The sequence below is a fragment of the Kiloniella sp. genome, from assembly GCF_965205715.1.
Classification (GTDB): domain Bacteria; phylum Pseudomonadota; class Alphaproteobacteria; order Kiloniellales; family Kiloniellaceae; genus Kiloniella.
This window is the reverse complement of record NZ_CBDBHW010000006.1, coordinates 359326-381540: the sequence shown is the minus strand read 5'-3', so window position 1 is coordinate 381540 and position 22215 is coordinate 359326. Positions and strand designations below refer to the sequence as shown.

24 protein-coding genes and 1 riboswitch are annotated in these 22215 nt (G+C 45.6%); of the genes, 5 read left to right on the top strand and 19 right to left on the bottom strand.

The annotated features are described in order from the left end of the window. Positions 1-136 precede the first annotated feature (136 nt). Positions 137-931, top strand: coding sequence for a hypothetical protein (locus tag ACOGW3_RS06555; RefSeq protein ID WP_419902236.1), 795 nt, complete (start codon positions 137-139; stop codon positions 929-931). A 12-nt stretch (positions 932-943) separates the two neighbouring features. Continuing rightward, positions 944-1528: a FlgO family outer membrane protein gene (locus tag ACOGW3_RS06550; protein ID WP_419902235.1), complete on the top strand. Its 585-nt coding sequence runs from the start codon at positions 944-946 to the stop codon at positions 1526-1528. A 93-nt stretch (positions 1529-1621) separates the two neighbouring features. On the opposite strand, the gene ACOGW3_RS06545 is transcribed toward ACOGW3_RS06550, so the two are convergent. After that, positions 1622-2110: a DUF1203 domain-containing protein gene (locus ACOGW3_RS06545; RefSeq protein WP_419902234.1), complete on the bottom strand. Its 489-nt coding sequence runs from the start codon at positions 2108-2110 to the stop codon at positions 1622-1624. 134 nt (positions 2111-2244) lie between these two features. After that, a complete protein-coding gene (gene ribB, locus ACOGW3_RS06540; protein WP_419902233.1) occupies positions 2245-2940 on the bottom strand; it encodes a 3,4-dihydroxy-2-butanone-4-phosphate synthase in 696 nt (231 codons plus the stop codon). A 133-nt stretch (positions 2941-3073) separates the two neighbouring features. Further along, a riboswitch (FMN riboswitch) is annotated at positions 3074-3264 on the bottom strand. A 164-nt stretch (positions 3265-3428) separates the two neighbouring features. Here ribB and ACOGW3_RS06535 point away from each other — a divergent pair. Further along, positions 3429-3842, top strand: coding sequence for a GNAT family acetyltransferase (locus ACOGW3_RS06535; RefSeq protein ID WP_419902232.1), 414 nt, complete (start codon positions 3429-3431; stop codon positions 3840-3842). A 24-nt stretch (positions 3843-3866) separates the two neighbouring features. On the opposite strand, the gene ACOGW3_RS06530 is transcribed toward ACOGW3_RS06535, so the two are convergent. The 10 genes from ACOGW3_RS06530 to ACOGW3_RS06485 form a co-directional block, all read right to left on the bottom strand. Next, positions 3867-4538, bottom strand: coding sequence for a DUF1523 family protein (locus ACOGW3_RS06530; RefSeq protein ID WP_419902231.1), 672 nt, complete (start codon positions 4536-4538; stop codon positions 3867-3869). A 7-nt stretch (positions 4539-4545) separates the two neighbouring features. Next, the gene (locus tag ACOGW3_RS06525) at positions 4546-4830 is read right to left on the bottom strand and encodes a hypothetical protein (protein WP_419902230.1); all 285 of its coding nucleotides are present in this window, start codon (positions 4828-4830) and stop codon (positions 4546-4548) included. Beyond that, positions 4831-6249 carry a DUF6638 family protein gene (locus ACOGW3_RS06520; protein WP_419902229.1) on the bottom strand — a complete coding sequence of 473 codons (1419 nt, stop codon included), beginning with the start codon at positions 6247-6249 and terminating at the stop codon, positions 4831-4833. A gap of 5 nt (positions 6250-6254) precedes the next feature. Next, positions 6255-8216, bottom strand: coding sequence for an ATP-binding protein (locus ACOGW3_RS06515; protein WP_419902228.1), 1962 nt, complete (start codon positions 8214-8216; stop codon positions 6255-6257). A gap of 26 nt (positions 8217-8242) precedes the next feature. Continuing rightward, positions 8243-9364 (bottom strand): hypothetical protein, encoded by a 1122-nt coding sequence (locus ACOGW3_RS06510; RefSeq protein WP_419902227.1) that lies wholly within the window; start codon positions 9362-9364, stop codon positions 8243-8245. 9 nt (positions 9365-9373) lie between these two features. After that, on the bottom strand, positions 9374-10453 hold the full coding sequence (locus ACOGW3_RS06505) for a hypothetical protein (RefSeq protein WP_419902226.1): 1080 nt from the start codon (positions 10451-10453) through the stop codon (positions 9374-9376). A gap of 358 nt (positions 10454-10811) precedes the next feature. Continuing rightward, complete coding sequence (map, locus tag ACOGW3_RS06500) at positions 10812-11600, bottom strand: type I methionyl aminopeptidase (RefSeq protein ID WP_419902225.1); 789 nt, start codon at positions 11598-11600, stop codon at positions 10812-10814. Between the two features lie 10 nt (positions 11601-11610). Continuing rightward, complete coding sequence (locus tag ACOGW3_RS06495; RefSeq protein WP_419902224.1) at positions 11611-11844, bottom strand: ParD-like family protein; 234 nt, start codon at positions 11842-11844, stop codon at positions 11611-11613. Positions 11845-11916: 72 nt separating this feature from the next. Continuing rightward, positions 11917-12312: a RidA family protein gene (locus tag ACOGW3_RS06490; protein ID WP_419902223.1), complete on the bottom strand. Its 396-nt coding sequence runs from the start codon at positions 12310-12312 to the stop codon at positions 11917-11919. Positions 12313-12354: 42 nt separating this feature from the next. Beyond that, positions 12355-13575, bottom strand: coding sequence for an alpha/beta fold hydrolase (locus ACOGW3_RS06485; RefSeq protein WP_419902222.1), 1221 nt, complete (start codon positions 13573-13575; stop codon positions 12355-12357). 209 nt (positions 13576-13784) lie between these two features. Between ACOGW3_RS06485 and yaaA the strand changes: the two genes are divergently transcribed. Continuing rightward, a complete protein-coding gene (gene yaaA, locus ACOGW3_RS06480) occupies positions 13785-14558 on the top strand; it encodes a peroxide stress protein YaaA (protein ID WP_419902221.1) in 774 nt (257 codons plus the stop codon). Between the two features lie 50 nt (positions 14559-14608). Here yaaA and ACOGW3_RS06475 read toward each other — a convergent pair whose 3' ends face one another. The 3 genes from ACOGW3_RS06475 to tnpA all read right to left on the bottom strand — a co-directional run bounded on the left by ACOGW3_RS06475 (position 14609) and on the right by tnpA (position 16327). Continuing rightward, a complete protein-coding gene (locus tag ACOGW3_RS06475) occupies positions 14609-15028 on the bottom strand; it encodes a PAS domain-containing protein (protein ID WP_419902220.1) in 420 nt (139 codons plus the stop codon). Between the two features lie 560 nt (positions 15029-15588). Beyond that, positions 15589-15768, bottom strand: coding sequence for a hypothetical protein (locus tag ACOGW3_RS06470; RefSeq protein ID WP_419902219.1), 180 nt, complete (start codon positions 15766-15768; stop codon positions 15589-15591). Positions 15769-15904: 136 nt separating this feature from the next. Continuing rightward, entirely contained in the window at positions 15905-16327 is a 423-nt protein-coding gene (gene tnpA / locus ACOGW3_RS06465; RefSeq protein WP_419901409.1) for an IS200/IS605 family transposase, read from the bottom strand. A gap of 22 nt (positions 16328-16349) precedes the next feature. Between tnpA and ACOGW3_RS06460 the strand changes: the two genes are divergently transcribed. Continuing rightward, positions 16350-17519, top strand: a complete 1170-nt coding sequence (locus ACOGW3_RS06460; protein WP_419901410.1) for an RNA-guided endonuclease TnpB family protein — start codon at positions 16350-16352, stop codon at positions 17517-17519. Between the two features lie 118 nt (positions 17520-17637). Here ACOGW3_RS06460 and ACOGW3_RS06455 read toward each other — a convergent pair whose 3' ends face one another. The 4 genes from ACOGW3_RS06455 to ACOGW3_RS06440 form a co-directional block, all read right to left on the bottom strand. Further along, on the bottom strand, positions 17638-19650 hold the full coding sequence (locus ACOGW3_RS06455) for an ASKHA domain-containing protein (protein WP_419902218.1): 2013 nt from the start codon (positions 19648-19650) through the stop codon (positions 17638-17640). Between the two features lie 237 nt (positions 19651-19887). Continuing rightward, positions 19888-20787 (bottom strand): methyltetrahydrofolate cobalamin methyltransferase, encoded by a 900-nt coding sequence (locus ACOGW3_RS06450; RefSeq protein ID WP_419902217.1) that lies wholly within the window; start codon positions 20785-20787, stop codon positions 19888-19890. A gap of 176 nt (positions 20788-20963) precedes the next feature. After that, positions 20964-21890 (bottom strand): methylenetetrahydrofolate reductase, encoded by a 927-nt coding sequence (locus ACOGW3_RS06445; protein WP_419902216.1) that lies wholly within the window; start codon positions 21888-21890, stop codon positions 20964-20966. Positions 21891-21901: 11 nt separating this feature from the next. Continuing rightward, entirely contained in the window at positions 21902-22207 is a 306-nt protein-coding gene (locus ACOGW3_RS06440; RefSeq protein ID WP_419902215.1) for a virulence factor, read from the bottom strand. Positions 22208-22215 lie beyond the last annotated feature (8 nt).

Genomic DNA, 22215 nt, shown 5'->3' with positions numbered 1-22215 from the left:
CTCAGTTGAAAAGCTATATATACGCCTTTAGAAAAAATTAACGGTACTGAAAGAGTTTTCCTATAAACAGGTTATAGGCGTTGGGTATAAATACTCATATCTAACCATTTGTTGAACCTGTGATTGGAGATGCTTCATGCTGAAGCCAGCCGTAATAATTCTGGCCCTTGCTAGTGTGGCCCTATCAGCTTGCGGTAAACCTTGGGTCAAACGAGACCAAGAACCACAAACAACACACAGTCAATATAAGGCACTCGGGTGGAACGATTGGGGGCTTCTTGGTGATAGAGCCGCAACCCGGGTCGTAAGGGACCTTTCAGCAACACCAGATTTTGATGTTGCCCCAGTTATGGATGTTTCTCCTCCATCATCTGATGGAAAGAAAGAAGAGCCCATTAGTTATGGTTCTTCAAAACCCTTCTACGTTCAACCCGGTCCGGTTGATATGCCTTTCAGCCGTGCATTCAAACGAATTCTTGAAGATAAACTCTTGGCGAAAGGCGTACCTGTCGTAACCTCTCCCAAAGGTGCTATTATCGTTAATTATCAGGTGCAAAGTTTCTTTTATGACGATGAAGGCTACCGCTTACCTGCTTCTCCTGAATCTGTATTTGGTCTCGCGACCGCTATTGGTATAGAAGAGTATGGTAGTTGGGGAACTGTCACCACGATTGGTGCTGGATTAGCCGTAATGGAGCTTGTCCAGGGGCTGATAGATTTTGGCGCAGTTACCGACGCAGAGATGGTTTTGACCACATCGGTTGCACATGGTTCTGAGCTTCTTCATCAAAAGTCTGAAGTGGTATATATTCGTCCAGAGGAATTGTCATTGTATATGACAAGGTTCCCTTCTGAACGTCCTATAAGGACAACATCGACAGGTGAAGAAGAAAAATTACCCGTTCGATCCATCGCAATTGTGACACAGTAGAGGAGAAAATTGATGATTAAGAGTGTTTTCGTTTCTACTGTGATTTTATGCGGGCTTTCTGCCTGTGCTCCAGATTCATATAATTTGTATAGCGATCCTGTTCCCGCAGTAAACTCTGCGAGCGCTGAGGAGCTTCTACCTAAAGTTTATAATGCTGCGGATACATTGGTTTATTCCTCCAATCAAGCTTTAGATAGAAAAGCATCAGTTCTTGTGGCTTCCATTGTTGATGTTGATGCGCTTGAAACAAGTTCGACTCTTGGTCGCACGATTAGTGAACAGCTTTCAGGCCGTATGGCACAACTCGGTTACAGTGTTTCAGAGGTGAAAATGCGTGATTCTTTAGCCGTTAGGCCTCATCAGGGAGAATTAATGCTTTCGAGAGACCTTGCATTTTTGGCAGGACGTCAAGATGCGCAGGCCATCCTAACCGGAACTTATTCTGTTGGGGAGAAAAGCGTTTTCGTAAATCTTCGACTTCTTCGGGCGGGAGATGGTCGGGTTCTTTCAGCCACTGATTTCCACCTCTCAAAAGATGCAGATATTGATTCGATGTTGCCGAGAAAACCGCAAGGCGGTTGGGTTCTCGTGCAATAAACGAACGGATCACTTACCAAATAAAGCCCTGTAATAATTACAGGGCTTTATTTTTGCGTTTTATTCTTCCTGACAAAATTCACGTAAGAATGATTAAGCTCGTTCTATCCGACAGGTGAAGCAATTGTTTGTAGCTGAACGGGCGTGAATGTAGGCAATTTTATCAGAGGCAAACATTTTGATTGCTTCTTGTTTAACGGTTTCTGATTTCACTATTTTTCCTGTGCCATAAACAATCCGGTTATCCTCGCTATATCCTCGAATTAATGTATTTCCCTGCGAAAGAATGTTGTTGGGAATTTCTCCGTTATCCAAGTGGCTTATGCAACTTTCGCTGTGAATGAAAATTGGTCCTGCTTCTGCATAGGGTTGTTTTTTCTCAAAAGGACGATAGGAAAGAATCAGGAGTTCGTCTTTGTCTGCAATCTCCTTGAGGCAGTGGCGACAGGGAAAACCGGATCCATCTGATGTCATGCGTTCTGGAAGTTGCCCGTTTTCATCTGATCCGCCATTTTGTAATTGTTGGGCGTGCTCACTTGGAATGCCAAGAAAACGAATTTGTGTGTTGTGTGATTTTGTCATGATCTTCTCCATTTATTTGCTGATAAGAGAAAACCAGAAATTGGTGAGTTGCTTCTATCCATTTCTTGCTTTTGTATTCGGAAAACTAAAAAGGCCCCAGAATCTGGGGCCTTTTTTATAGATACTTTACGGTCTTAACTTGCGAGAACTTCCTGCTCAGTCGTGATCTCTGTTTTCTGGCGATAAAGAATAATATCCTCAATCGCCACAACGGGAAGGTCATGTTTTTGGCCGAAGGCAATGATTTCGGGCAACCGGGCCATGGTGCCGTCGGGATTTGTTATTTCACAGAGAACACCTGCTGGTTTCCAGCCCGCCATGGCGGAGAGATCACAAGTGGCTTCTGTGTGACCCTGGCGTGTGAGAACGCCGCCTGCCATTGCGCGGAGAGGGAAGACGTGACCTGGTCGAGCGAGATCATCTGGTGCGCAGTCATCTGCGATGGCGGTTTTAACCGTGGTAACTCGATCAGCCGCTGAAACTCCAGTTGTGACACCAACCTTAGCCTCAATCGTGACAGTAAAACCGGTGCCCATGGAAGAGTTGTTGTCACTGACCATCTGGGGGAGATCGAGAGAACGCAATTTTTCATCTGTCATACAGAGGCAGACAATACCACTGCATTCGCGGATAAGCATTGCCATCTGCTCGTTGGTAAGTGTTTCTGCCGGAAATATGAGATCGCCTTCATTTTCGCGGCTCTCGTCATCTACGACGAGAACGCCTTTACCTGCTCGCATAGATGCGAGGGCCTTTTCAACACGGTCAATAGGTGTTCCGAATTGGGCCAGTAAAGACTGGTGTGTGTGATCGTTTGCGATCTGATTCATGGTTGTCACTCCAAAAAAGCGGCGTAACCAGAATCAGGGCGTGTTCAGAAAGGACGTATGGTTTGGCTTTTTCATGAGCCAATTACACACGCACGCGCCAGAACCCTACAGGTGGTTAACCTGAATTGTTCTTGCCTATCCTCTCCCATCCGGACTGTTACCGTCGGCTCTGGAGTTTCACCAGATCTGCTGACCCCTTACTAATTTGAAGAACCTTATGTCAGGTTCCCCAATCACTAAGGGCGCTCGCGGGCTTCTGTCGTTAGCTTTTGGCTTTCGATAGTTACCGCCGGTCGGGAATTTCACCCTGCCCTGAGAACAAGCGCCTAAATGCACATATCTCTCCCTGAAGGAAATCCTTTAGCGAAAGACAAAGTGAGCCTAGACCATTTTTTTTGTCCTAGGCAAGCTGGAAACCGTCATTTTTGACAAAATCTGCGACTTGCGACAGAAGTGATATTTAATTGTGTCTAGTCGGGGGATTTAAAATGAAAATCAGACATTACCTTGAACAGGATAAAGCCGGGGTCATCAATCTTTGGCAAGAAGATGAACCCAATCCTTCACCCTGGAATGATCCAGCCTTGGCGCTGAGGCAAAAGGAAGAATTTCAACCCGGGCTTCTTTATATTGCAGAAGAGGGCGGAGAAGTCGTGGGAACAACCATGGCAGGCTATGATGGTCACCGGGGGTGGATCTATGGTGTCGTTGTCAGCCCAGCACACCGGCGTAAGGGGATCGCGACGAGTTTACTAAATTTTGCGGAAAAAGAATTGGCTAAACTCGGGTGTAACAAGCTTAACCTTCAGGTGCGCGATGGTAATGAGGGCGCGGTGGCGCTCTATCAAAGTCTTGGATTTGCTATTGAACCGCGGGTAAGCATGGGAAAACGCCTCGGGTAGAGAAAATAATATCCGGGCGCTTTCTTATTTATATTTACGTTTGTGTTTCGGGCGCCAAGTGTCAATCCAGCGGCCAAATTTGTTGCCAGTTTGTCGGGTTTTCTCACTCGCGGCTTCTGCAGATGAAGAGATATCACTTACTACCTCAGAAACATCTTCTAGTGCGGGATCAATATGTCTCCGTTTTATCTTGGTAAGAAAGTTCCATATCATAAAGCCAAGGATACCGAACGAGACGAAAAAGAAGATATTAAACCAAGGAATGATTAGCTCGGTGGGGCCTTCTGCACGTCTTATATCCACGGCGTTGGGAAATAGGGATAGGATGGGAATGCGCCAGCCATAGTGGGTGACAACAACCCATATGGGGTCAGCTTCTGTTGAGACCCAGGCCTGGGATTGTGCCTGTAAATTACCTGAATCGAACTTTAGGTAAGGCGGCCAATGCCAATCGGTGTCTTCATTCCTGTAAACGCGAGGCGTTGCATCAGGCCAGGCAGTATTCACAAAGCGGACATCACGGGTTCGCTCAGGATTGGTTTTGGGGGCCTCGGTATCAAAAAGGCCAAAGGTGTCCATTCGTTTTACGTCGGTACCAACAACACGAACAATATCCTGCCCGGGCAGATTGTAGTGCAGGAAGCCCCCTAAAAGAATAACAAGCATGAGGCCAGCGGCCCATTTAACGATTTGCATTCGCTACTCACATAAAGTTTGCAATAAATAAAAGACCGAAAACGATGAACAGAGGGACAATATATACACCGAGCAAGAGTTTCTTTTTTAAAGATTGATCATACTTTGAGATACCTTCGGCTATGTATTGTTCCTGTTTAAGATCTTCCTGGTTATGATCTTTTGGAGGATTGGCATCGTATTCGGCTGTAAGCTCTCTTTTTTTGTCCCATCTGTAATAAAAAGACAACGCGATATATATGATGGTTAGAATGCCAAAGATAAGGACAAGTCGAAACAGCCAGAACAGCATTTAAAGGGTTCCTCCCCAAGGGCCTTTTGTTTTCTTCCGAGTTGGCTTCTTCACTCTGGATTTGTCATCTCTTTTTACAGGGTATTTACCCCAAGGCTGTTTGGGAGGGGCTTCACGTTGTCGCTTGTCATGGAGCTCTTTAAGAGCCGCAGGGCTATCGTCTCCAAAAAGAGCACGTCTCGCTTTGGCTTTGTCAGTAACATATTCCTCAGCCAGGAACTCTGCGACGTAGGTGCGTTTTGTCTCATTCCATTTTGAGTAGGCTGCATAAAATGCTTCTTTATGGCAAATAAAAAGCTGAAGGATGTCTTGGGGCATGAGCTCTGCCAGCAGCATGTTTACCAGATCACGATCAGGATGGAATTTGGCCCTCAAGCTATAAAAATAGGCAGGATGCTCTGGTGTCAGTTTTGGCTTGCGCCCACCTTGTTCGAGCCAACGGAGAAGGTCATTGAGACCATCAAATTCTTCTGGAAGGCTTTCTTTGGTTCTGAGAGCTAATGAGCGTAGTTCATGGCGTGATAACTTGTCTGCTTTTATATCTTCCGCCGCGAGCTGCTCTGCCATTATGAAATCAAGACGCTGTTGAATGATCTCTTCGGCATCGATGTCTTTGGCATCTATCAGAGGTTCAGCAAGTTGGTTTTCTTCAAGAAACATCGCAATGGATGACCTGTTTGACATATCGAGCACGTTTTCGATTGGGAAGTCAGAGAAATCATCTTGTGGCTGTTTGCATATTACGGATGGTCGCTTTGTATCTCGAAAAATATAAGCTCCATTAAAGTGATTGGTATGGAAATTTCCTTGCTGAAATTCATTTTTATCAAGTTTGACAGGGTATCTTTTTACGTCCCCTGTGCTTTGGGCAAGTTCGATCATTTTGGATGCCAGTTCATCATCCCACCAACCATCAGGCTCAACCTGAAAACGTTCAACGAGTTCAGAGAGCTCATCTGCCTTGGCAATTGTTCGATCTATGGTGTCTGCATCTATACGGATTTTGCGAATGTCCAAAAGGTGTTTGGTTTTAGAAATTCGGTAAACTGAATTCATCAATTCCACAAACACGGCATCACGTGATGTGAGCGCGAACAAAGCAGCTTCATTCTCATGAATAAATCGTTTTAGGATCGATCGAGAAGTTGAGAAATTCATCTTCAACAATGGGGAACGTTTTTGTTCCACAGAAAGAAGAATGAACTGACGATTACAGCCATGGGGGTTGAGGTATCGATCATCCTCAAACTCTTCAGCGATTTCAGGAGCAAATCCTGAAAGATCAATGTGGAAGCTGTCCAATAAAGTTCGTCGTCCCGTAAGCCTTTCAAGTGCCTCGTTATAGCGTTCGACAAGCACAGGAGTAGCAACCTCAAAGAGGTTGCCATACATCAAGCCACGTTCTACCAGACGCATCATGAGTTTTAACCTTGCTCTCCAGTTGTTGCTATAAATCGACGGCGCGCTTCGGCTTGGCGTTGCATTTCTCGAACTTGGTTCTCAATGGCAACTTCATCTGATTTTCCTGAGTATCTGAACTCACTATCGGCGTAGCGGTTTACCTCTTGAATAACCATATCAACCGTAATCGGCTTGGCGAGGTCAGAAATCATATTTTTCTTGGTGTCATAGTCTTTGGTTAAAAATAAATCAGGTTTTTCCATCCATTCATCAGGAAGTTCAAAATCCATAGCACGTACTTTAACTGCATCGGTTATATTTTTAATGGCGCGACCGGTGAAGCGTTCATCAGCTTCTTGGATGGCTTTTAAGTAAGAACCAAGTTTGGCGATGGTGTCTAATTCTCCGATTTTCTCTTGTATCGTATCAAAAACAGACACCAATCGGGCTTCAGAAGGCCGTGAGTAACCATCATAGGATGCCGCGACTGCTTTGTTGATTTCCTGAGCGGCATAAAGGTCATGTTCACCCAATGGGATTTCATGCTGCTTGCCTAAGAGAAGGTGTAGAATATCTATGTAATCATCTTTGGACTGTGGACCATCGACAAGGAACCTTGCGCCTGCTCGCTGGCGCAAGGCATCATCAACTTGTTCAGGATAATTAGAGAACATCCCAAAAGTACAGTTTCCCCTTACCACAGTATTCGCGCCCGCAAAGCTTTCCATAAGAACGGCAGTAATTTCCTGCTGGCCAGCAGAGGACTGTCTGTCTCCACGTTTGCCTGCGATCTGATCAATATCATCAATGGTACCAAAACCTATAACCTGTGGATCAAGCACTCCCTGAATAAAGGCCTTGGCGTTCTGAGCAGATTTACCCTGATAGCTGTCGATTGAATCCGTTGAAAGATTGGCGTAGCGGAAGGGATAGCCTGCATTGGTACAGTATTCATTGAGCAGTCCAGCCATCATTTGGATCAGTGTTGTTTTACCTGTTCCCGGCTTACCATCGCCCATGAAGGTGAAGATAAAACCACCGAGTTCTGCAAAGGGGTTGAGATGACGATCGAAATCATAGGCCATAAGCATCTTGGATAACTTCATAGCTTGATATTTGGCGATGTGATTGCCAACGACCTCATGGGGTTTCTTAAAGGTCATTATCAGCTGTGTGCTTCGGCTTTTGCTTGCAGGTGTGAAGCCGTCGATCTGAAAATCGTCAGCTTCCACCCGATAACTGACATTCTTGAAGCTATCAAGACGAGGGGCATTTTGAGCTTTTAAGGAGACTTTCTCCATAAGTTTTTCACAAAAGATCGATACAACCCGGATTGCTTTACCATCGTCTGTTGCCACCAGACCCAGAGTTTGATCCAGTTCCCATAGCACGCCATGTAATGCGAGCTGTGGATTGTCAGTCAAAATTTCTTCTACTTCACCCAAATCCAATTCTCCCTCACCAGCTTCGGCTACATGGGAAGAGAGAAGAAAGGTTGTCATGCTTGCAAAAACCTGAAGAGAAATTAGGGATGCAGCTGAGAGAAGTTCTGAAAACTCGACTTTACGTGTTGCATCTAATGTTCCCTCAAGATTGTCTCGTTTTAGCTCTGAAAGAGCGGTTTGATCGGCGTATAAATCAGCGACACTATGAGCCGTTGCCAAGGCCCGACGCATACCCTGCATGAGTGCGGCCTGAGCTGGACTTGTGAGAGGGTCTTTCTCATCAGCGGCTTCTATGCGGTCGATAAGATGTACACCTTCGGGGCGGGCCGTGGATCTGGTCGCCAGACCTGGTGTGGTTGATCTAAACCTGCGCCGCACACCAACCCCGGGTGAGCGTTCGGTGGTTGCTGGTTTGGCGCCATCCCTTGGCTTTGCAATTCTGGGTGTGTGGTCAAATCCATCGAGCATACCTTCAGCAGAAGCGTAGTTATTTCGGATTTGATCTTCACGAATTTCCATCAAATTTTGCGAGGTACTCATAATAATGTCTCGTTTTCTGGGGTGTATCAAAGGCTGCTGAGGACTTTCCCATCGGCGCCAACTACGTATTTTCTTATGTTACGTAAACCAGGAGGATCGCGATCTTCCAGAACTTGATAAGGACGCTGGGGCAGGATGAGATAGCGGTTCATCTCGGTGGCGCCAGTCTCAACCTCGTCCCTCGCATATTGGTTCAGGTCAAAGATCTCTTGTTCAACCTTTTCAAATAAGCCGGTCGACTTTTTCTCAACCCCTTTGGAGACGAGTGTCTCGATCGTCCACGCAAGGCACCAATCTAATCCAGGTTCACCAGAGGCTTCTTCAAGAACCTCTCTCAGGGGACCCGTTTGTTGGGTAAAAGCGTGGGAATACATTGGACCTATGGTGATCCGCTGTAATGATTTTGGGTGGAGATCATCAAAATCTTTGTCAAAACCCTTGGCTATGGTCAGAAGTTTTAACGATGCTGGAGACTGGGCGAGTAAATGGCTTTGCATACGTGGCCAACGCTCTTCATCATGTTGCAAAAATGCCTTTCCAGAATCTTCGAGCTTCATGATGTAGATGACAGGCAGGTTCGTTTGGCTGTCAAATATAGCCCAGTGTACCAGGTAACTTCGTCTGAGTTTATGGGAATTGGGTTGTGAGCGAATTTGAGGATGGTTTTGTGCCCAGAACAAAGCCCTATTTTGCAGGTGTTCGTAATAAAGCCTTTGCGACATTGCAAATTGAAGTCGCCGCGGCATTTTTAATTCATTGAGAATATAACTCGTCATATCCTCGATTAAATTTTTCTTCGGTGGCAGGGTATCGAGATGGTGCTCTGCCTGAACGCAGTCATTGGCCATCTGCAATAGCTCGCGATAAACCGGAAAGCCGGAATCCTGACGATCGATTTCCAATTCGTGAGGCAGGGCATTGGAAATATGACCTGCCATTAAGTGTTTGTATGATAATGCTGAAAATGTGGAAGACAGGCAGATTAGGTAGCCCTCGACAATCTCTAGCTCGGATTGCGCCAGGCGTCCATTCCCAGTTGCCACAGCAGCAACATCCCTCATATGCCCAATGATGCGGTCAAACTTGGCAAAATATCGCCGTGTTGCCGCAGCATTGGGAAGAGGGTAATGATCCTCTCTTAAGGTCAAATTCTTACCTTAACTTTGGCCGTATAGATTTTTGTCGTGCTTTTCCACGATGCCAGCAAAGCGACGCGCAAAACGTTCATCAGATTTGGCTTTTTCTTCCAAAACCTTGCGGGCAAAGACGATGTGATCTTCGTGCTTTTCCATCATCTCAGCCATGCGTTGGTTGGTTGCAGAGCCGATAGCAGCCATAGCTGTTTGTGCTTCCTGATCTGTTGCAACGCCAATTTCGTTAATCCGGTGAGCAACGTCTTGCTGTTGAGCTGTTTTTAATGATTTTGTCAGGGCATCATAAAGGACGACACGTTGTTTGGTATCGGTCTGGAGTTTGTTGATCAGAACCATTTGGGTTGCTGCTTGATTCTGCAAACTGTCTACCCAGGTTTTACCCTTTTCTATATAACGCTCAAGGGTTTGAGATTTTGCCAGCTTGACTTGCTCTTCTTGCACCATTTCGTTGTAAGTACCATTGAGTTCAGCAAGTTCACTTTCCAACTTGGTACGGGCCGCAGCATCCTGTTCGACGGATATCTTACCTTCGAGTTGAATAATATCTGGATCTATAGCAAGGATACGGGCTTTTAAGCTTTCGAGTTCGCCAACTGTCGCTTCGCGCTCGGTCAAGGTTTCTGAGAGGTTCTTCTCAACGCGTACCTTATGATCTTCCAGTACGGCCAACTGTCCCTGAAGCAAGGATACAATAACGTCGGATTTACCAATCAGGTCTTGTAGTTTGTCGTCAATGGAAGCAGCGCGGATGCGTTCTTCACGCATGGAATCTGCTTTGGCCGAAGATAGAAAACCTATGATACTTTCCCACGCGGTTTTCTGACGCATTGCATCGAAGTCTTTTGAAAAGCCAGCGGTCACATCATCCAGACCCATGATCAGATCTGCAATGTTGGCATTCATTGAATCACTATGAGCATGAACGTCATCCAGAGTGGCATTTTCAATATCGATTGAAATATCCCCCCCTTGCTTCATTTTTGACTGGGCAGTCTCCATTCGGCTGGTGAGTTCGTTTATCTTGGCTTGAGCGTTCTCTACTTCAGATTGAGTTTTCTGAATTGCAGTTTCAAAATTGGCCAATTGTTGAGTACCCCCTAAATGTGTCTACTGTACGTATATATAGGTATCGCCTATCCATATTTCCCGTAAAATCGTACACGGCTATATACGAATAAGGAAATAGAGACGAATAATTTTCTCGTTTGTAGTGTGGTAAAGGTAAAGGAGGAGGCCGAGAAAATCAAAAAGATATTAAGAAATTCACGAATGAATTTTATATTACGATACAATGTAATGGAAACTGATGAAGTTGCTTAATACATTGAAGTTTATGGGGAATGCTTCAAGGTTTTTTGTTTTTATAAAGAATGCGGTGCATTTATTTGGGTGCCATGAAGGACGAGTGGTATGTTTTTTATCTTCTAGAGCGGTTATTCAGCTAAGTGCATTTTGAAATTAGTTCGGCCTCATCTCCGCGAAACGTAAGAATATCATAACCTGTTTTGGTAACGAGAATTGTATGCTCCCATTGTGCGGAGAGGCGACGATCTCTGGTTGTTACCGTCCAGCCATCTGGATGTTGTCGTATGGCAGGTTTACCTAGATTGATCATGGGTTCTATAGTGAAGGTCATTCCTTCTTTTAGAACCAAGCCTTGGCCCGGAGAGCCAAAGTGGGCAACCTCGGGGGGCTCGTGCATCTTGGAGCCTATACCATGCCCACAAAACTCGCGAACGACTGAGTATTTGTTGTTCTCTGCAATTTCCTGGATCGTGCAGCCAATATCGCCGAGCGTGACACCTGGTTTTACACGTTGGATAGCAGTGTAGAGGCACTCTTGTGTAACCTCGATTAGTCTCTTGGCAAAAGGTTTGATATCCCCGACAGTGAACATCTTGCTGCTATCCCCGTAATAACCATCCTTTAAGACGGTTAAGTCCACATTAAAAATGTCACCGTTTTTAATCCTTACCTTGTCTGAGGGAAGCCCGTGGCAAATAACATGATTAAGTGAAGTGTTGATCGCATAGGGGTAGTCGTATTGCCCTTTGCTTCCAGGAGAGGCATTGAGAGTATTTACAATGTAATCCTCACAGAAATTATTAATTTCCATGGTTGAGATACCGGGCTTTATGATCTCATTCACAGCTTCAAGTACTTTAGCTGTTAGGGCCCCAGCAGTTCTCATTTTCTCAATGGCATCGCCAGTTTTAATTATTGGGGACATGTCTCGAAACTCAGGCGATGTCTCGTGATTGCGCAGGAGTGGATTGATGGTTTGCAGTTTCTTGCTGTCTTGCTTCGTCTAGCATGAGGCCAAGTAAATCAGTGTAACAGAGATGAGGGTGAGTTTCTGCAAGCAAGCCGACTTTCATCCAGTGTTCTGCCTGTGCATTGATTGACCGTGTCATCGCTTTGCTGGCAACACGTGTTTTTTCGTGCATCTCACCTGAAATCTTCACGATACCCATATTCCGAATCCATATATGATTTATATATGTATCGTATACGTTTCGTGTGTTTAATGTAAAGAGGTATGATCGTTACTTTGTTGGTTGACGAGCGATTACGCGAATTTCAATAACAGCTTCGGCTACTGCAAGTTCTGATACGCCGATAGCAGTCCAGGCGGGATAGGGCTCTTTTATGAACTCATCCTTTACTCGCATAAACTCTTCGAGGCTTTTCTGTATTCCAACGTGATAGGTTGTCATTTCAACAATATGTTCAAATGTAATCTCTGCTTCTTGAATAGATTTCCCAATAGTGAGAAAGACTTGGCGCGCCTGGTCCTCGACGTTATCAGCAATCGTACCATCTGGTCGACGTCCTGTGCAGCCCGAGAAGAATATAAAGCCTTCACATTGAACTGCCGGGGAAAAGTGCCAATTGTCATAGTTGCCCTGTAAATCCTTTGGGATAATTGAATTTTTAAGCATTGAGCTAAGACCTGTTTATTGTAGAGTTCTTGTTTGAATAGCTCAACCTTCTACGAGTTTATCTCTAACCTCAATTTTATTTTCCAAGGTCCGGTGGACGGGGCATTTTCCCGCAATTTGGAATAATCTCTGTCTCTGGTCATCGGTTAGATCTCCGATAAGTTCAATATTTCGTTCCATAACATCAATTTGGTTGCCATTCTTTTCACAGCCGGCGCAATCCTGGCTGTGTTCCCGGTTGTGGGATAGTTCTACTTTAACGTCATCAAGGGGCCATTTTTTGTGGTTTGCGTACATCCTTATGGTCATGGATGTACAGGCACCTAAAGCGGCTAAAAGCATTTCATATGGATCTGGGCCTTGGTTGCCTCCACCAACGGCGAGAGGCTCATCAGCAAGCCAGCTGTGATGATCGGTTTGGATGTTTCTAAGGAAGGTTTTATTCTCTTCAGAGACAATGATGTGACCTTTTGCAGGTGGTGTAGCCTGTACTGGGGCGTAGGGGAAAGAAATATAGCGTTCTGCCCAGGCCGCGATTGTTCGACCCACATATACGGCATCAGCTGCGTTAGTTAATAGATGGTCTGCCTGATCAAGGGATACAAAACTTTTAGGGTGTTTTGCTGTGAGAAAAATTTCACGGGCCTCATCAATTCCTACAGTGGTATCAACCGGGGAGTGAAAGACAAGGAGGGCCTTTTTTAAGTTTTTGATATGATCTTTCATATTGTGGGCAGAAATATCGGTAAGAAACTGTTTGGTGATATTAAAGGTTCTGCTTCCGAGCTTTACCGGGGCGATCCCCTCTTTTTCTATTGTCTCGATTTGCTCGGATAATAAGTGGGTAACATGATCGGGTGTGCTTGGCGCTCCAATTGTGATCACGGCTTCAGCTTCGGGTATTTGTTCCGCAGCTGCCAGCACTGCGGCACCACCTAAACTATGTCCTATCAATAACGCAGGTGCTGTGTATTGCTCTCGAAGCAAGTTAGCCGCTGCTACCAAGTCTTTGACGTTCGAAGAAAAATTTGTATTGCCAAAGTCCCCATTGCTGCCCCCTAGACCTGTAAAATCAAATCTCAATACGGCAAAGCCTTTCTCTGCGAGGCTACGGCTGATTCTCGTTGCAGCTGGAATATCTTTTCCACATGAAAAGCAGTGAGCAAACAGGGCATACCCGAGAGGATTTTGATCAGGTAGTTCTAGCGCACCAACCAGATCTGTACCTTGGTCGCTTTTAAAGGTTACTTTGATCCTCTGCATAGCTTGCTCTTTCTGTCGTTTGATTCAGCCGTTTGAAATTTAGGTAAGCCTATCACAAAAATGATGCAGGGAGCAGAGCGGATAAAATCACATATTGGTCATTGGCTGTATGAGAGAATTATTTTTTGAATAGCGGTTATTGGCCTTGTTTCCGACGAGCTCATTTCTTAGCTTTAGAGTTATATGAATTTATTGGAATTGAGGTTGTTATGTTAGCTGTTATCTCTCCGGCAAAGAAATTAGATGAAGGCGTTGCTAAAGTTGAGTTGGCGACGTCACTCCCGGTGTTTGCTGACCAGATAAAAGATTTGCTTAATGTAACAAGGGACCTGTCTCGTTCAGACCTTCGGAGCCTGATGAGTATTAGTGATAATCTTGCCGATCTAAATTATCAACGTTATCGGTCATTCTCTTTTCCATTCACAGAGGATAATGCCAAAACCGCTGTCGATACTTTTAAGGGGGACACTTACGTAGGTTTGGAAGCGGAAACACTTACGGAAGCAGAGCTTACTTACGCACAAGACCACCTTCGCATCCTATCTGGCCTCTATGGATTGCTGCGCCCTCTGGATTTGATGCAGCCTTATCGCCTGGAGATGGGCACTAAGTTGCGCAATCCTCTCGGTGAAGACCTTTATGATTTTTGGGGTGATCAAATTACAAATGAGTTGAGCAGATTGCTCGCCGAAATGAATGAGCCTATTTTGATTAACCTCGCTTCTAACGAATATTTCAAAGCGGTTAGGCCTCGTAATTTGAAGGGGAAAGTTATCACGCCTGTCTTTAAAGAAGTAAAAGACGGTGTTGCTAAAATCATTAGTTTTCCTGCTAAACGTGCAAGAGGGATGATGTCTCGATATATGATTCAAGAGCGCATTGATCGCCCGGAAGGGCTTAAGGATTTTTCTGCTGCAGGATATGGTTATCAAGATCACCTTTCAAATGATGAAATTTATGTATTCATCAGAGAGCAGGGATAAGCCTGCTACTCCGAGCACTTAGATAAGTTTGTTGCCCCAGGTTAATTCCTTCAAATTAGGGGGGTTATGGGAGTCATGGCTCCATCGTGAATTTCGCATAAAGGGGTTTGGTGGCCAGAGAACCGTAAGGTCCTTCCATTATGAATCTTTAATGGTGTAATCTGCAGCTGGCACCAAAAAGGGGTGCCGTCTTTTTTGTAATTTAAAATGGTGCTTTCAAAGGGGCGTAGGCTTTTTAGCCCTCTGATAATAGTCAGTACATCTTCTGTGCCGGTTTCGGGGCCTTGAAGAAAATTACAATCACTTCCGTAAACTTCTTCTGGAGTATACCCAGTGTAAAGAAAGAAATTATTACTGGCGAAGGAGATGGGGTTGCCTGTAATGGAAGCAGAAGTAATCACCGAATAACTAATGGGCTCATTTTCTGTAACGTGATTAAATTCAGGCAACAACAATGATGAGTAGAACATGTGCTACATCCTTTAGGTCTCTGATTTTTTATGTATCACACGCCTACAAGTATTAAACACCTTGGTAAATATTGTTGAGCAGAATACTTTTATATAGTTAACGATGTGTTAATTGGTTAACTTTGAGTTGTATTCGTTTGTATTTTGGTAAGTAGGTAGAGGTAATCTTTAAGTTAAACTTTGTGATTATTTTGGGTTCTCTAAAGTACTTAAAAGTAACTCGTAAGGTTGTATTGGAGTTGTTTCTTTGATGAGTGGTTTCGGTGTGTTGTGCGTGTAGCTAAAACTTCCCAAGAAGCTTAAAAATACAAACTCGACTTTAAGTCTCTGAGGGATAGCAGTGCTAAAGTAATGTTGGAAGGGAGGGTTTTGCAAAGGTATTTAAGGAAAATCCCTTGTAAAATTGCGCCGTATCATTTGTTGGATTATCAATAAACACTGCAACAACGAAAAATTGGTCAAAATTAGAAATTTTTCTTGTTTGGAAATGTTCCATAAAATCAAGAGCAACCCATCAAGAGGTCCGCTCTACAATATTATTTACGCAATAGTCTATATATTTAATGGGTAGTTTGCAGGGCTTGGACTTGCTGCTTTATGATGCGCAATGCACCATCAAATCCGTGTTTTTCTAATTGGTAAGAAATAACACCCCCGTAGGCACTTCTACTGATACCAAAGGTTCTGTGTGTTATATTGTCTTCAGCCAGACGATTTTCTAACTGTTCTGTCGTAGGCATAAGTCATTGCCTCCTTTAGGTGTCCCCTTACTGTTTAGATAAGTAAGAGCGACGTTGATGCCTTGCCTGTGACATCTTAATCGGAACGCGCCGTAAAACCTCGTCCTTCAGGGCGGGGATATAAGGCGCAACCGCGCTAGCGCGGTTTTTTGTTGGCTCGCTGCGTTTCGACATATTTGCGGATAATATCGAGCGGCGCACCACCACATGAAGCGGCAAAATAAGACGGCGACCAAAGGACACCTTTGCGATACCTACCCGTAATTTCAGGGCGAAAGCTTCGCAAACGGCGACTGGATACACCCTTGAGACTGTTGACCAGCTTAGAGAGGGATATTTTGGGCGGATAATTGATAAGCAGATGCACATGGTCGTCTTCCCCGTCACACTCGACGAGTTGCGCCTCAAAGTCGTTGCAGACCTTGGCAAAGATGTGCCGCAAGTCCTGTATAGCCAGTTCTGACAGCACATCTCTGCGGTATTTGGTAATAAATACCAAGTGTACGTGTAGCGCAAAAACACAATGTCTTCCTGTGCGATATTCATTTGAGTTGTCCATAGACCAATGGTAGAGTCGAGATATGCTAAAGGCAACCAAAGTCCGATTGTATCCCACTGTTGACCAGAGGAAGGCGTTTGCCTTTCAATTTGGCGCGATGCGGTGGGCGTATAATTTTACTTTGGGCTGGCGTAGCTCCGCTTGGAAAGAGCGCGGCGAAAGCATCAGCAAGCGCCAGACCTTGGACAAGCTCGTTGAACTGAAAGCCACGGAAGAAACAGGCTGGCTAAAGGAAGCCGATAGCCAAGCCTTGCAACAATCGGTGATGCATTTGGATGATGCCTTTAAGCGATTTTTTAGAAAACAGGGCCGCTATCCCCGCTTTAAGAGCAAACACGGCAAACAAGCCATGTCCTACCCGCAACGGGTCAAAATTGTAAATGGTGTCAGTCTGTACTTGCCCAAAGTCGGCACGGTCAAAGCAGTTCTGCACCGTGAGATTGTAGGTAAGATTAAGACCGTCACCATCTCGCGCACTCAAACAGGTAAGTACTATGCGTCAATCTTGTGTGATGATGGGCTGGAGGTTCCAGCCCTCTTAAAAACGATTGAAGCGGACGCGGTGACGGGTATTGATTTGGGCATAACGCATTTAGCGATTGCCAGCACGGGTGAAAAACAAAAGAACCCCCGTATTTTGAAACGTGCGGCGGCCAATTTGCGCCGCAAGCAAAAAACACTGTCACGAAAGAAGAAAGGGTCGGCAAACCGCAACAAGGCGCGTGTACTTGTTGCCAAGGCTCACGAAAGAACTGCCAACACGCGCAATGACTTTCAACATAAATTGTCAAAACGACTGGTTGACGAAAATCAAGCAATCTGCGTGGAGACGTTGAAAGTCAAAAACATGCTCAAGAATAGGAAGCTTGCCAAACATATCGCTGACGCGGCATGGGGCGAATTGCTCCGAAAGCTGACCTACAAAACAGCTTGGTCAGGTAAGCACCTCGTGCAAATTGACCAGTGGTTTGCATCCAGTAAGACCTGTTCTGATTGCGGCACTAAGGTTGATGCTATGCCGCTGTCGGTGCGGCAATGGACGTGCCAGACCTGCGACCAAGAGCATGACCGCGATATTAACGCTGCCATCAATATTCGGCAGCAAGGTATCCTGAAACTAAAGGCGGAAGGGCTATCCGTCTCTGCTTGTGGAGGCTCGCGTAATTCTGGCACACTGCCAGTTGCAGCCTGAGAAACAAGAAGCCTCGTCCTTTAGGGCGAGGAGTAGTCACTTAAAAATAGATAGTCCTTTTGATAATCTTTAAAGTAAGAAGGGCAGATCAATTCTACCCTTCTTACTTGTTTATTGTTTATCTTCTTCGTCGACGCCGGCCACGACCTTGCTCATCTCCGTCTTCTGCTTTGCCGACCTTTTTTTCTGGGAGGGTCACAATTTTTGATAAATTTGGAAACTCATCAATGGTATTGGGCATTCCCATCGCGTTGACAAAATGCTCTTGGAAGTTTGGCTCTACGGCAGTCTCGATTTTCTCAACTTTGCTAACGACATCTTCGATCTCAATGCGTGCTTGCTTGTTGAGGAGGGCGATACGGGCACCTGTACCTGCTGCATTTCCTGCAGATTTTACACGTTCAAGATCACAGTCGGGGATTAGACCGATAATCATAGCGTATTTGACATCTATGTGACTGCCAAAGGCCCCAGCTAATTGAATTCGATCGACCGTAGCTACATCCAACTTTTCCATTAGAAGTTTAACGCCTGCATAAAGCGCAGCTTTGGCTAGCTGAATAGCTCTGACATCCGTTTGTGTGACCTTGATAAGGGGTTCAACCTCACTGATTATATAATCGAATGTTTTTCCGTTGGATTGAACGCGCGGTGATATGCCCGCTTTGGATCCGTCAATAATGCCATCGGTTTGGATGATGCCGGCCAGGAACATTTCACCGATAGCTTCAATAATACCTGAGCCACAAATGCCTGTTACACCACTAGACTTTGTGGCTTCTGCAAAACCTTCTTCGTCAGACCAGAGATCAGAGCCAATCACCCGATATCTAGGTTCAAGGGTCACGGGGTCAATACGGATACGTTCTATAGCGCCAGGTGCCGCGCGCTGTCCGCTTGTTATTTGCGCGCCCTCAAATGCCGGGCCTGTCGGCGAGGAGCATGCGAGTAGGCGGTCTTTGTTACCGAGGACGATTTCTGCGTTTGTACCAACATCACAGATGAGAGTGATTTCATCTTGTAAATGCGGGCCTTCAGAAAGGATAACACCTGCGGTATCCGCCCCAACGTGACCTGCGATGCAAGGGAGAATATAAACCCTGCCGTCAGAACTGATGTTTAAATTTAGTTCTGAGGCGTAAAGGTGGATAGAGGAGTTAAGGGTTAAGGCAAAGGGAGCGCCACCGAGTTCAGTTGGATCAATACCCAGCAGCAAGTGATGCATTACCGGATTGCCCACAAATGTCATGCTAAGGATATCTGTTCGCTCGATATCACCTTCGTCAGCCACGACACCAACCAGGGTGTCGAGAGCATCTCTGACAGTTGCGGTCATTTCCTTTTCGCCACCCGGGTTCATCATGACGTATGAAACGCGGCTCATGAGATCTTCGCCAAAGCGAATTTGAGGGTTCATAATACCGGATGAGGCGGTAACTTCGCCAGTTTGAAGGTCGCACAGATGGGCCGCTATGGTTGTTGAGCCAAGGTCAACAGCAATGCCATAGGCATTTTCTTTGAACCCGGGCCAAATAGCGATAATGGTTTTTTTGTTTTCGACGGCGACGGTAACTTGCCACTTTCCCTTGCGCAGTATCGGTTGAAGTGTCTGGAGGGTTCGTAGGTCGCAGTGAAGATTGGTTAAGCCCCACTGTGCTTTGAGAGCCGACTGTAACCGTTCAAGGTCACCCGAAGGGTGGTGCATGTCGGGTTCTTCGACCTCAACATAGTGAAGCTGAATTGGGGGATCAATTTCAATTTGGCGTACATCGGCACGTTTGCGGACAACTTGCTTGTGAACCTGACTTTCTGCGGGTACATCAATAAGCAGGTCGCCTTCTATCAGTGCCTGGCAAGATAGGCGGCGACCATCTTTCATGCCCTTTTTGCCTGCATAGCGTTCTTCAACGCTAGAAAATGCTGTCATGTTCGAGCAAGAGCTTACGATTTTGTGTTTCGCAAATTCACCTTCGCCAGCTTCTACCTGACAGCGTCCGCATATGCCACGCCCACCGCAAACAGAATCAATATCTACGCCAAGGTTTCGTGCTGCGGTTAGGACAGGTGTACCAACTGGAAAGTCACCACGCTTTCCTGAAGGTGTGAATACGATATGTGCATCCTTGGACATAAAACTCTCCTTGTCCCAATTCCCCAAATTATTTTTTATGCAGACTTATTTTTATGTCTGTCATTTATTTAGCTGATTTTTGGCTTTTATGTCTATGTGACAAAAGTACTTATTAACGGATACTTTATTATCGAGTGACACTTAAAGTAAATCAGGTCGTGTAATAAATAAAAACCCTTGCACCACTGGGATGTAAGGGTTTCTATTTTTATATTTCTATTCGGCTCGTTACCAAGCTTATGCGCGACGACGACTACGACGACCTTCACGGCCACCGGCAGCGCCTTCAGCAGCTGGTTCACGGTACTTTTTGATCCAGTCCAGGCAGTTTTTATCTTTGTTCAAAAGAACGTCAGAAGCACGGATACCAGCGAGTTCTTCCTCGTGAAGTGGGTTCATGATCGCAGATGTCATGCCTGCAGCAGCAGCCATAGCAAGGAAGTGTGCGTTCATGGCATGACGGTTTGGCAAGCCAAAGGAAATGTTCGAAGCACCACAGGTCGTATTAACTTTGAGCTCTGTTTTCAGGCGATGAAGAAGCGCGAAGACCTGCTTACCAGCAGTCCCCATAGCGCCAATTGGCATCACAAGGGGATCAACAACAACGCGGTCATGGGAAATACCGTGATCAGCAGCGCGCTCTACGATTTTCTTGGCAACTTCGAAGCGAACGTTTGGATCTTCGGAGATCCCGGTTTCATCGTTAGAGATCGCAACAACTGCGGCATCAAACTTTTTAACCAGTGGAAGAACGCGTTCGAGTGATTCGTCTTCACCTGTCACAGAGTTAACGAGCGCTCGGCCTTTATAAACTTTCAAGCCAGCTTCCAAAGCGTCAATGATTGAAGAGTCAATGCAAAGCGGGAGATCAGTGAGGCTTTGAACCAACTGGATGGTTTCAGCCAAGATTTTCGGCTCGTCAGCAAGAGGAATACCTGCATTTACGTCCAGCATGTGTGCACCGGCAGCAACCTGCGCCAAGCAATCAGATTCAACGCGGCTATAATCACCGGCAGCCATTTCTGCGGCTAGTTTTTTACGACCAGTCGGGTTGATACGCTCGCCGATAATGCTAAAAGGCTCATCAAAGCCAATCGCAAATTCTTTGGTGGCTGAACTGACGATGGTACGGGTCATCTTTTTGCGTCTCCGGATAAGGGGCCGAAACTTATCGGCCTGAAAATCTAATAATTTGCACAATACTAGCAGAACAAATGCATCTGAATTGCACCTAGTGGCGTCAATTCAGATGCATAAGCGACACCTATCAAATTAATCCTACGTAATCCCTAAGGATACCTGTGGATCAAAGATTAGCTGATATCCCTGTTGACCTTAAAGCCCTTGCCTTTGGGGTCAACGGTGAAGTCGCCGTCAGTTACTGCGTAACTCCAGGCTGCAGATTTTTTCATGCCGCCCAAAGGATACATATGGACTTTCTTGATGCCGCATTTAGGGTCTTCAGCGTGATAACGGGCCAAGTCCATCACTAACTTGTCTGGTGCTTTGACCGTCAAAAGTTTTGTTATGTTTTTAGCCTGGCGGGTAAGGACACGCATTGATGAGCCAATTCCACAAGCTTTTGCGTGGTTCAGCAAAGTTTTAATTGTTGCGAGCCCCGGGACACCAAGGTGAATTGGCAACTGGTTGCCTTCGGCTTGAATTTTCTTATCCCAGGCAATAATTGGATCAGCTTCAAAGCAAAACTGTGTCGCGATATAGAGATAAGAGTCCGTACGCTCTTTGAATGAATTTTTCCATTCAAGGGCTTCTCTCAAGCCGGACTCGGAAATGTCCGGGCTTCCTTCTGGGTGGCCGGCAACACCGATGGATTTGATGTCATATTTGTCGAAAAGGCCTGTTTCCAACAATTGCATTGAACTTTCAAATTCACCCAAAGGCTTATCAACAGCACCACCGAGAGCCACAGCATGTGCAATGCCGACTTCACTTTGTAAGATCTTTAGGTTCTCTTCAAACTCGTTTTTGGAGCGAATGGATCTTGCAGCAAAGTGAGGGAGAGGTACAAAGCCTTCTTCTTTTAGACGCTTGGATGTCGCGACTGTGTCAGCAAAATCGGAGCCGGGTAAGAAGGTTACAGCTATTTCGGTTCCTGGGCGTAAATGAACGCGGTAATCCGGCGTTTTGGCCGCTGAACCGGGAGTGGTTTCAATTGTAAATCCGCTCATGAAGTCAATGATTTGTTGCTTCACGATATCTGGGTTGAATTCTGTACTCATCTTCTTAAAACCTAACTGGCGTTTGCAAGGCCACCGGCAGCAACTAGAATATCTAGTTTTTCATCGGTGTATTCGTTTTCAATAGTAGAGGCCATAGCTTTTGCTTCGGCTTCTAGGTCGTCACCACATGTGACGGGATCGCTTCTGCGCCAGTGTTCCAAATAAGAATCACTGTCTCGAAGTTTGGCTTTCATTGCTGCGCGGTCAATGGCTTTTTCAAACCGTTCGTCCAATTGGACTTTGGCATTTTTTCTACCAGCCTTAACGATGACCTGAGCAGGGATGTCCCGCCAGTATACGAGGGTTAACTTGGCCATTTTGTGCT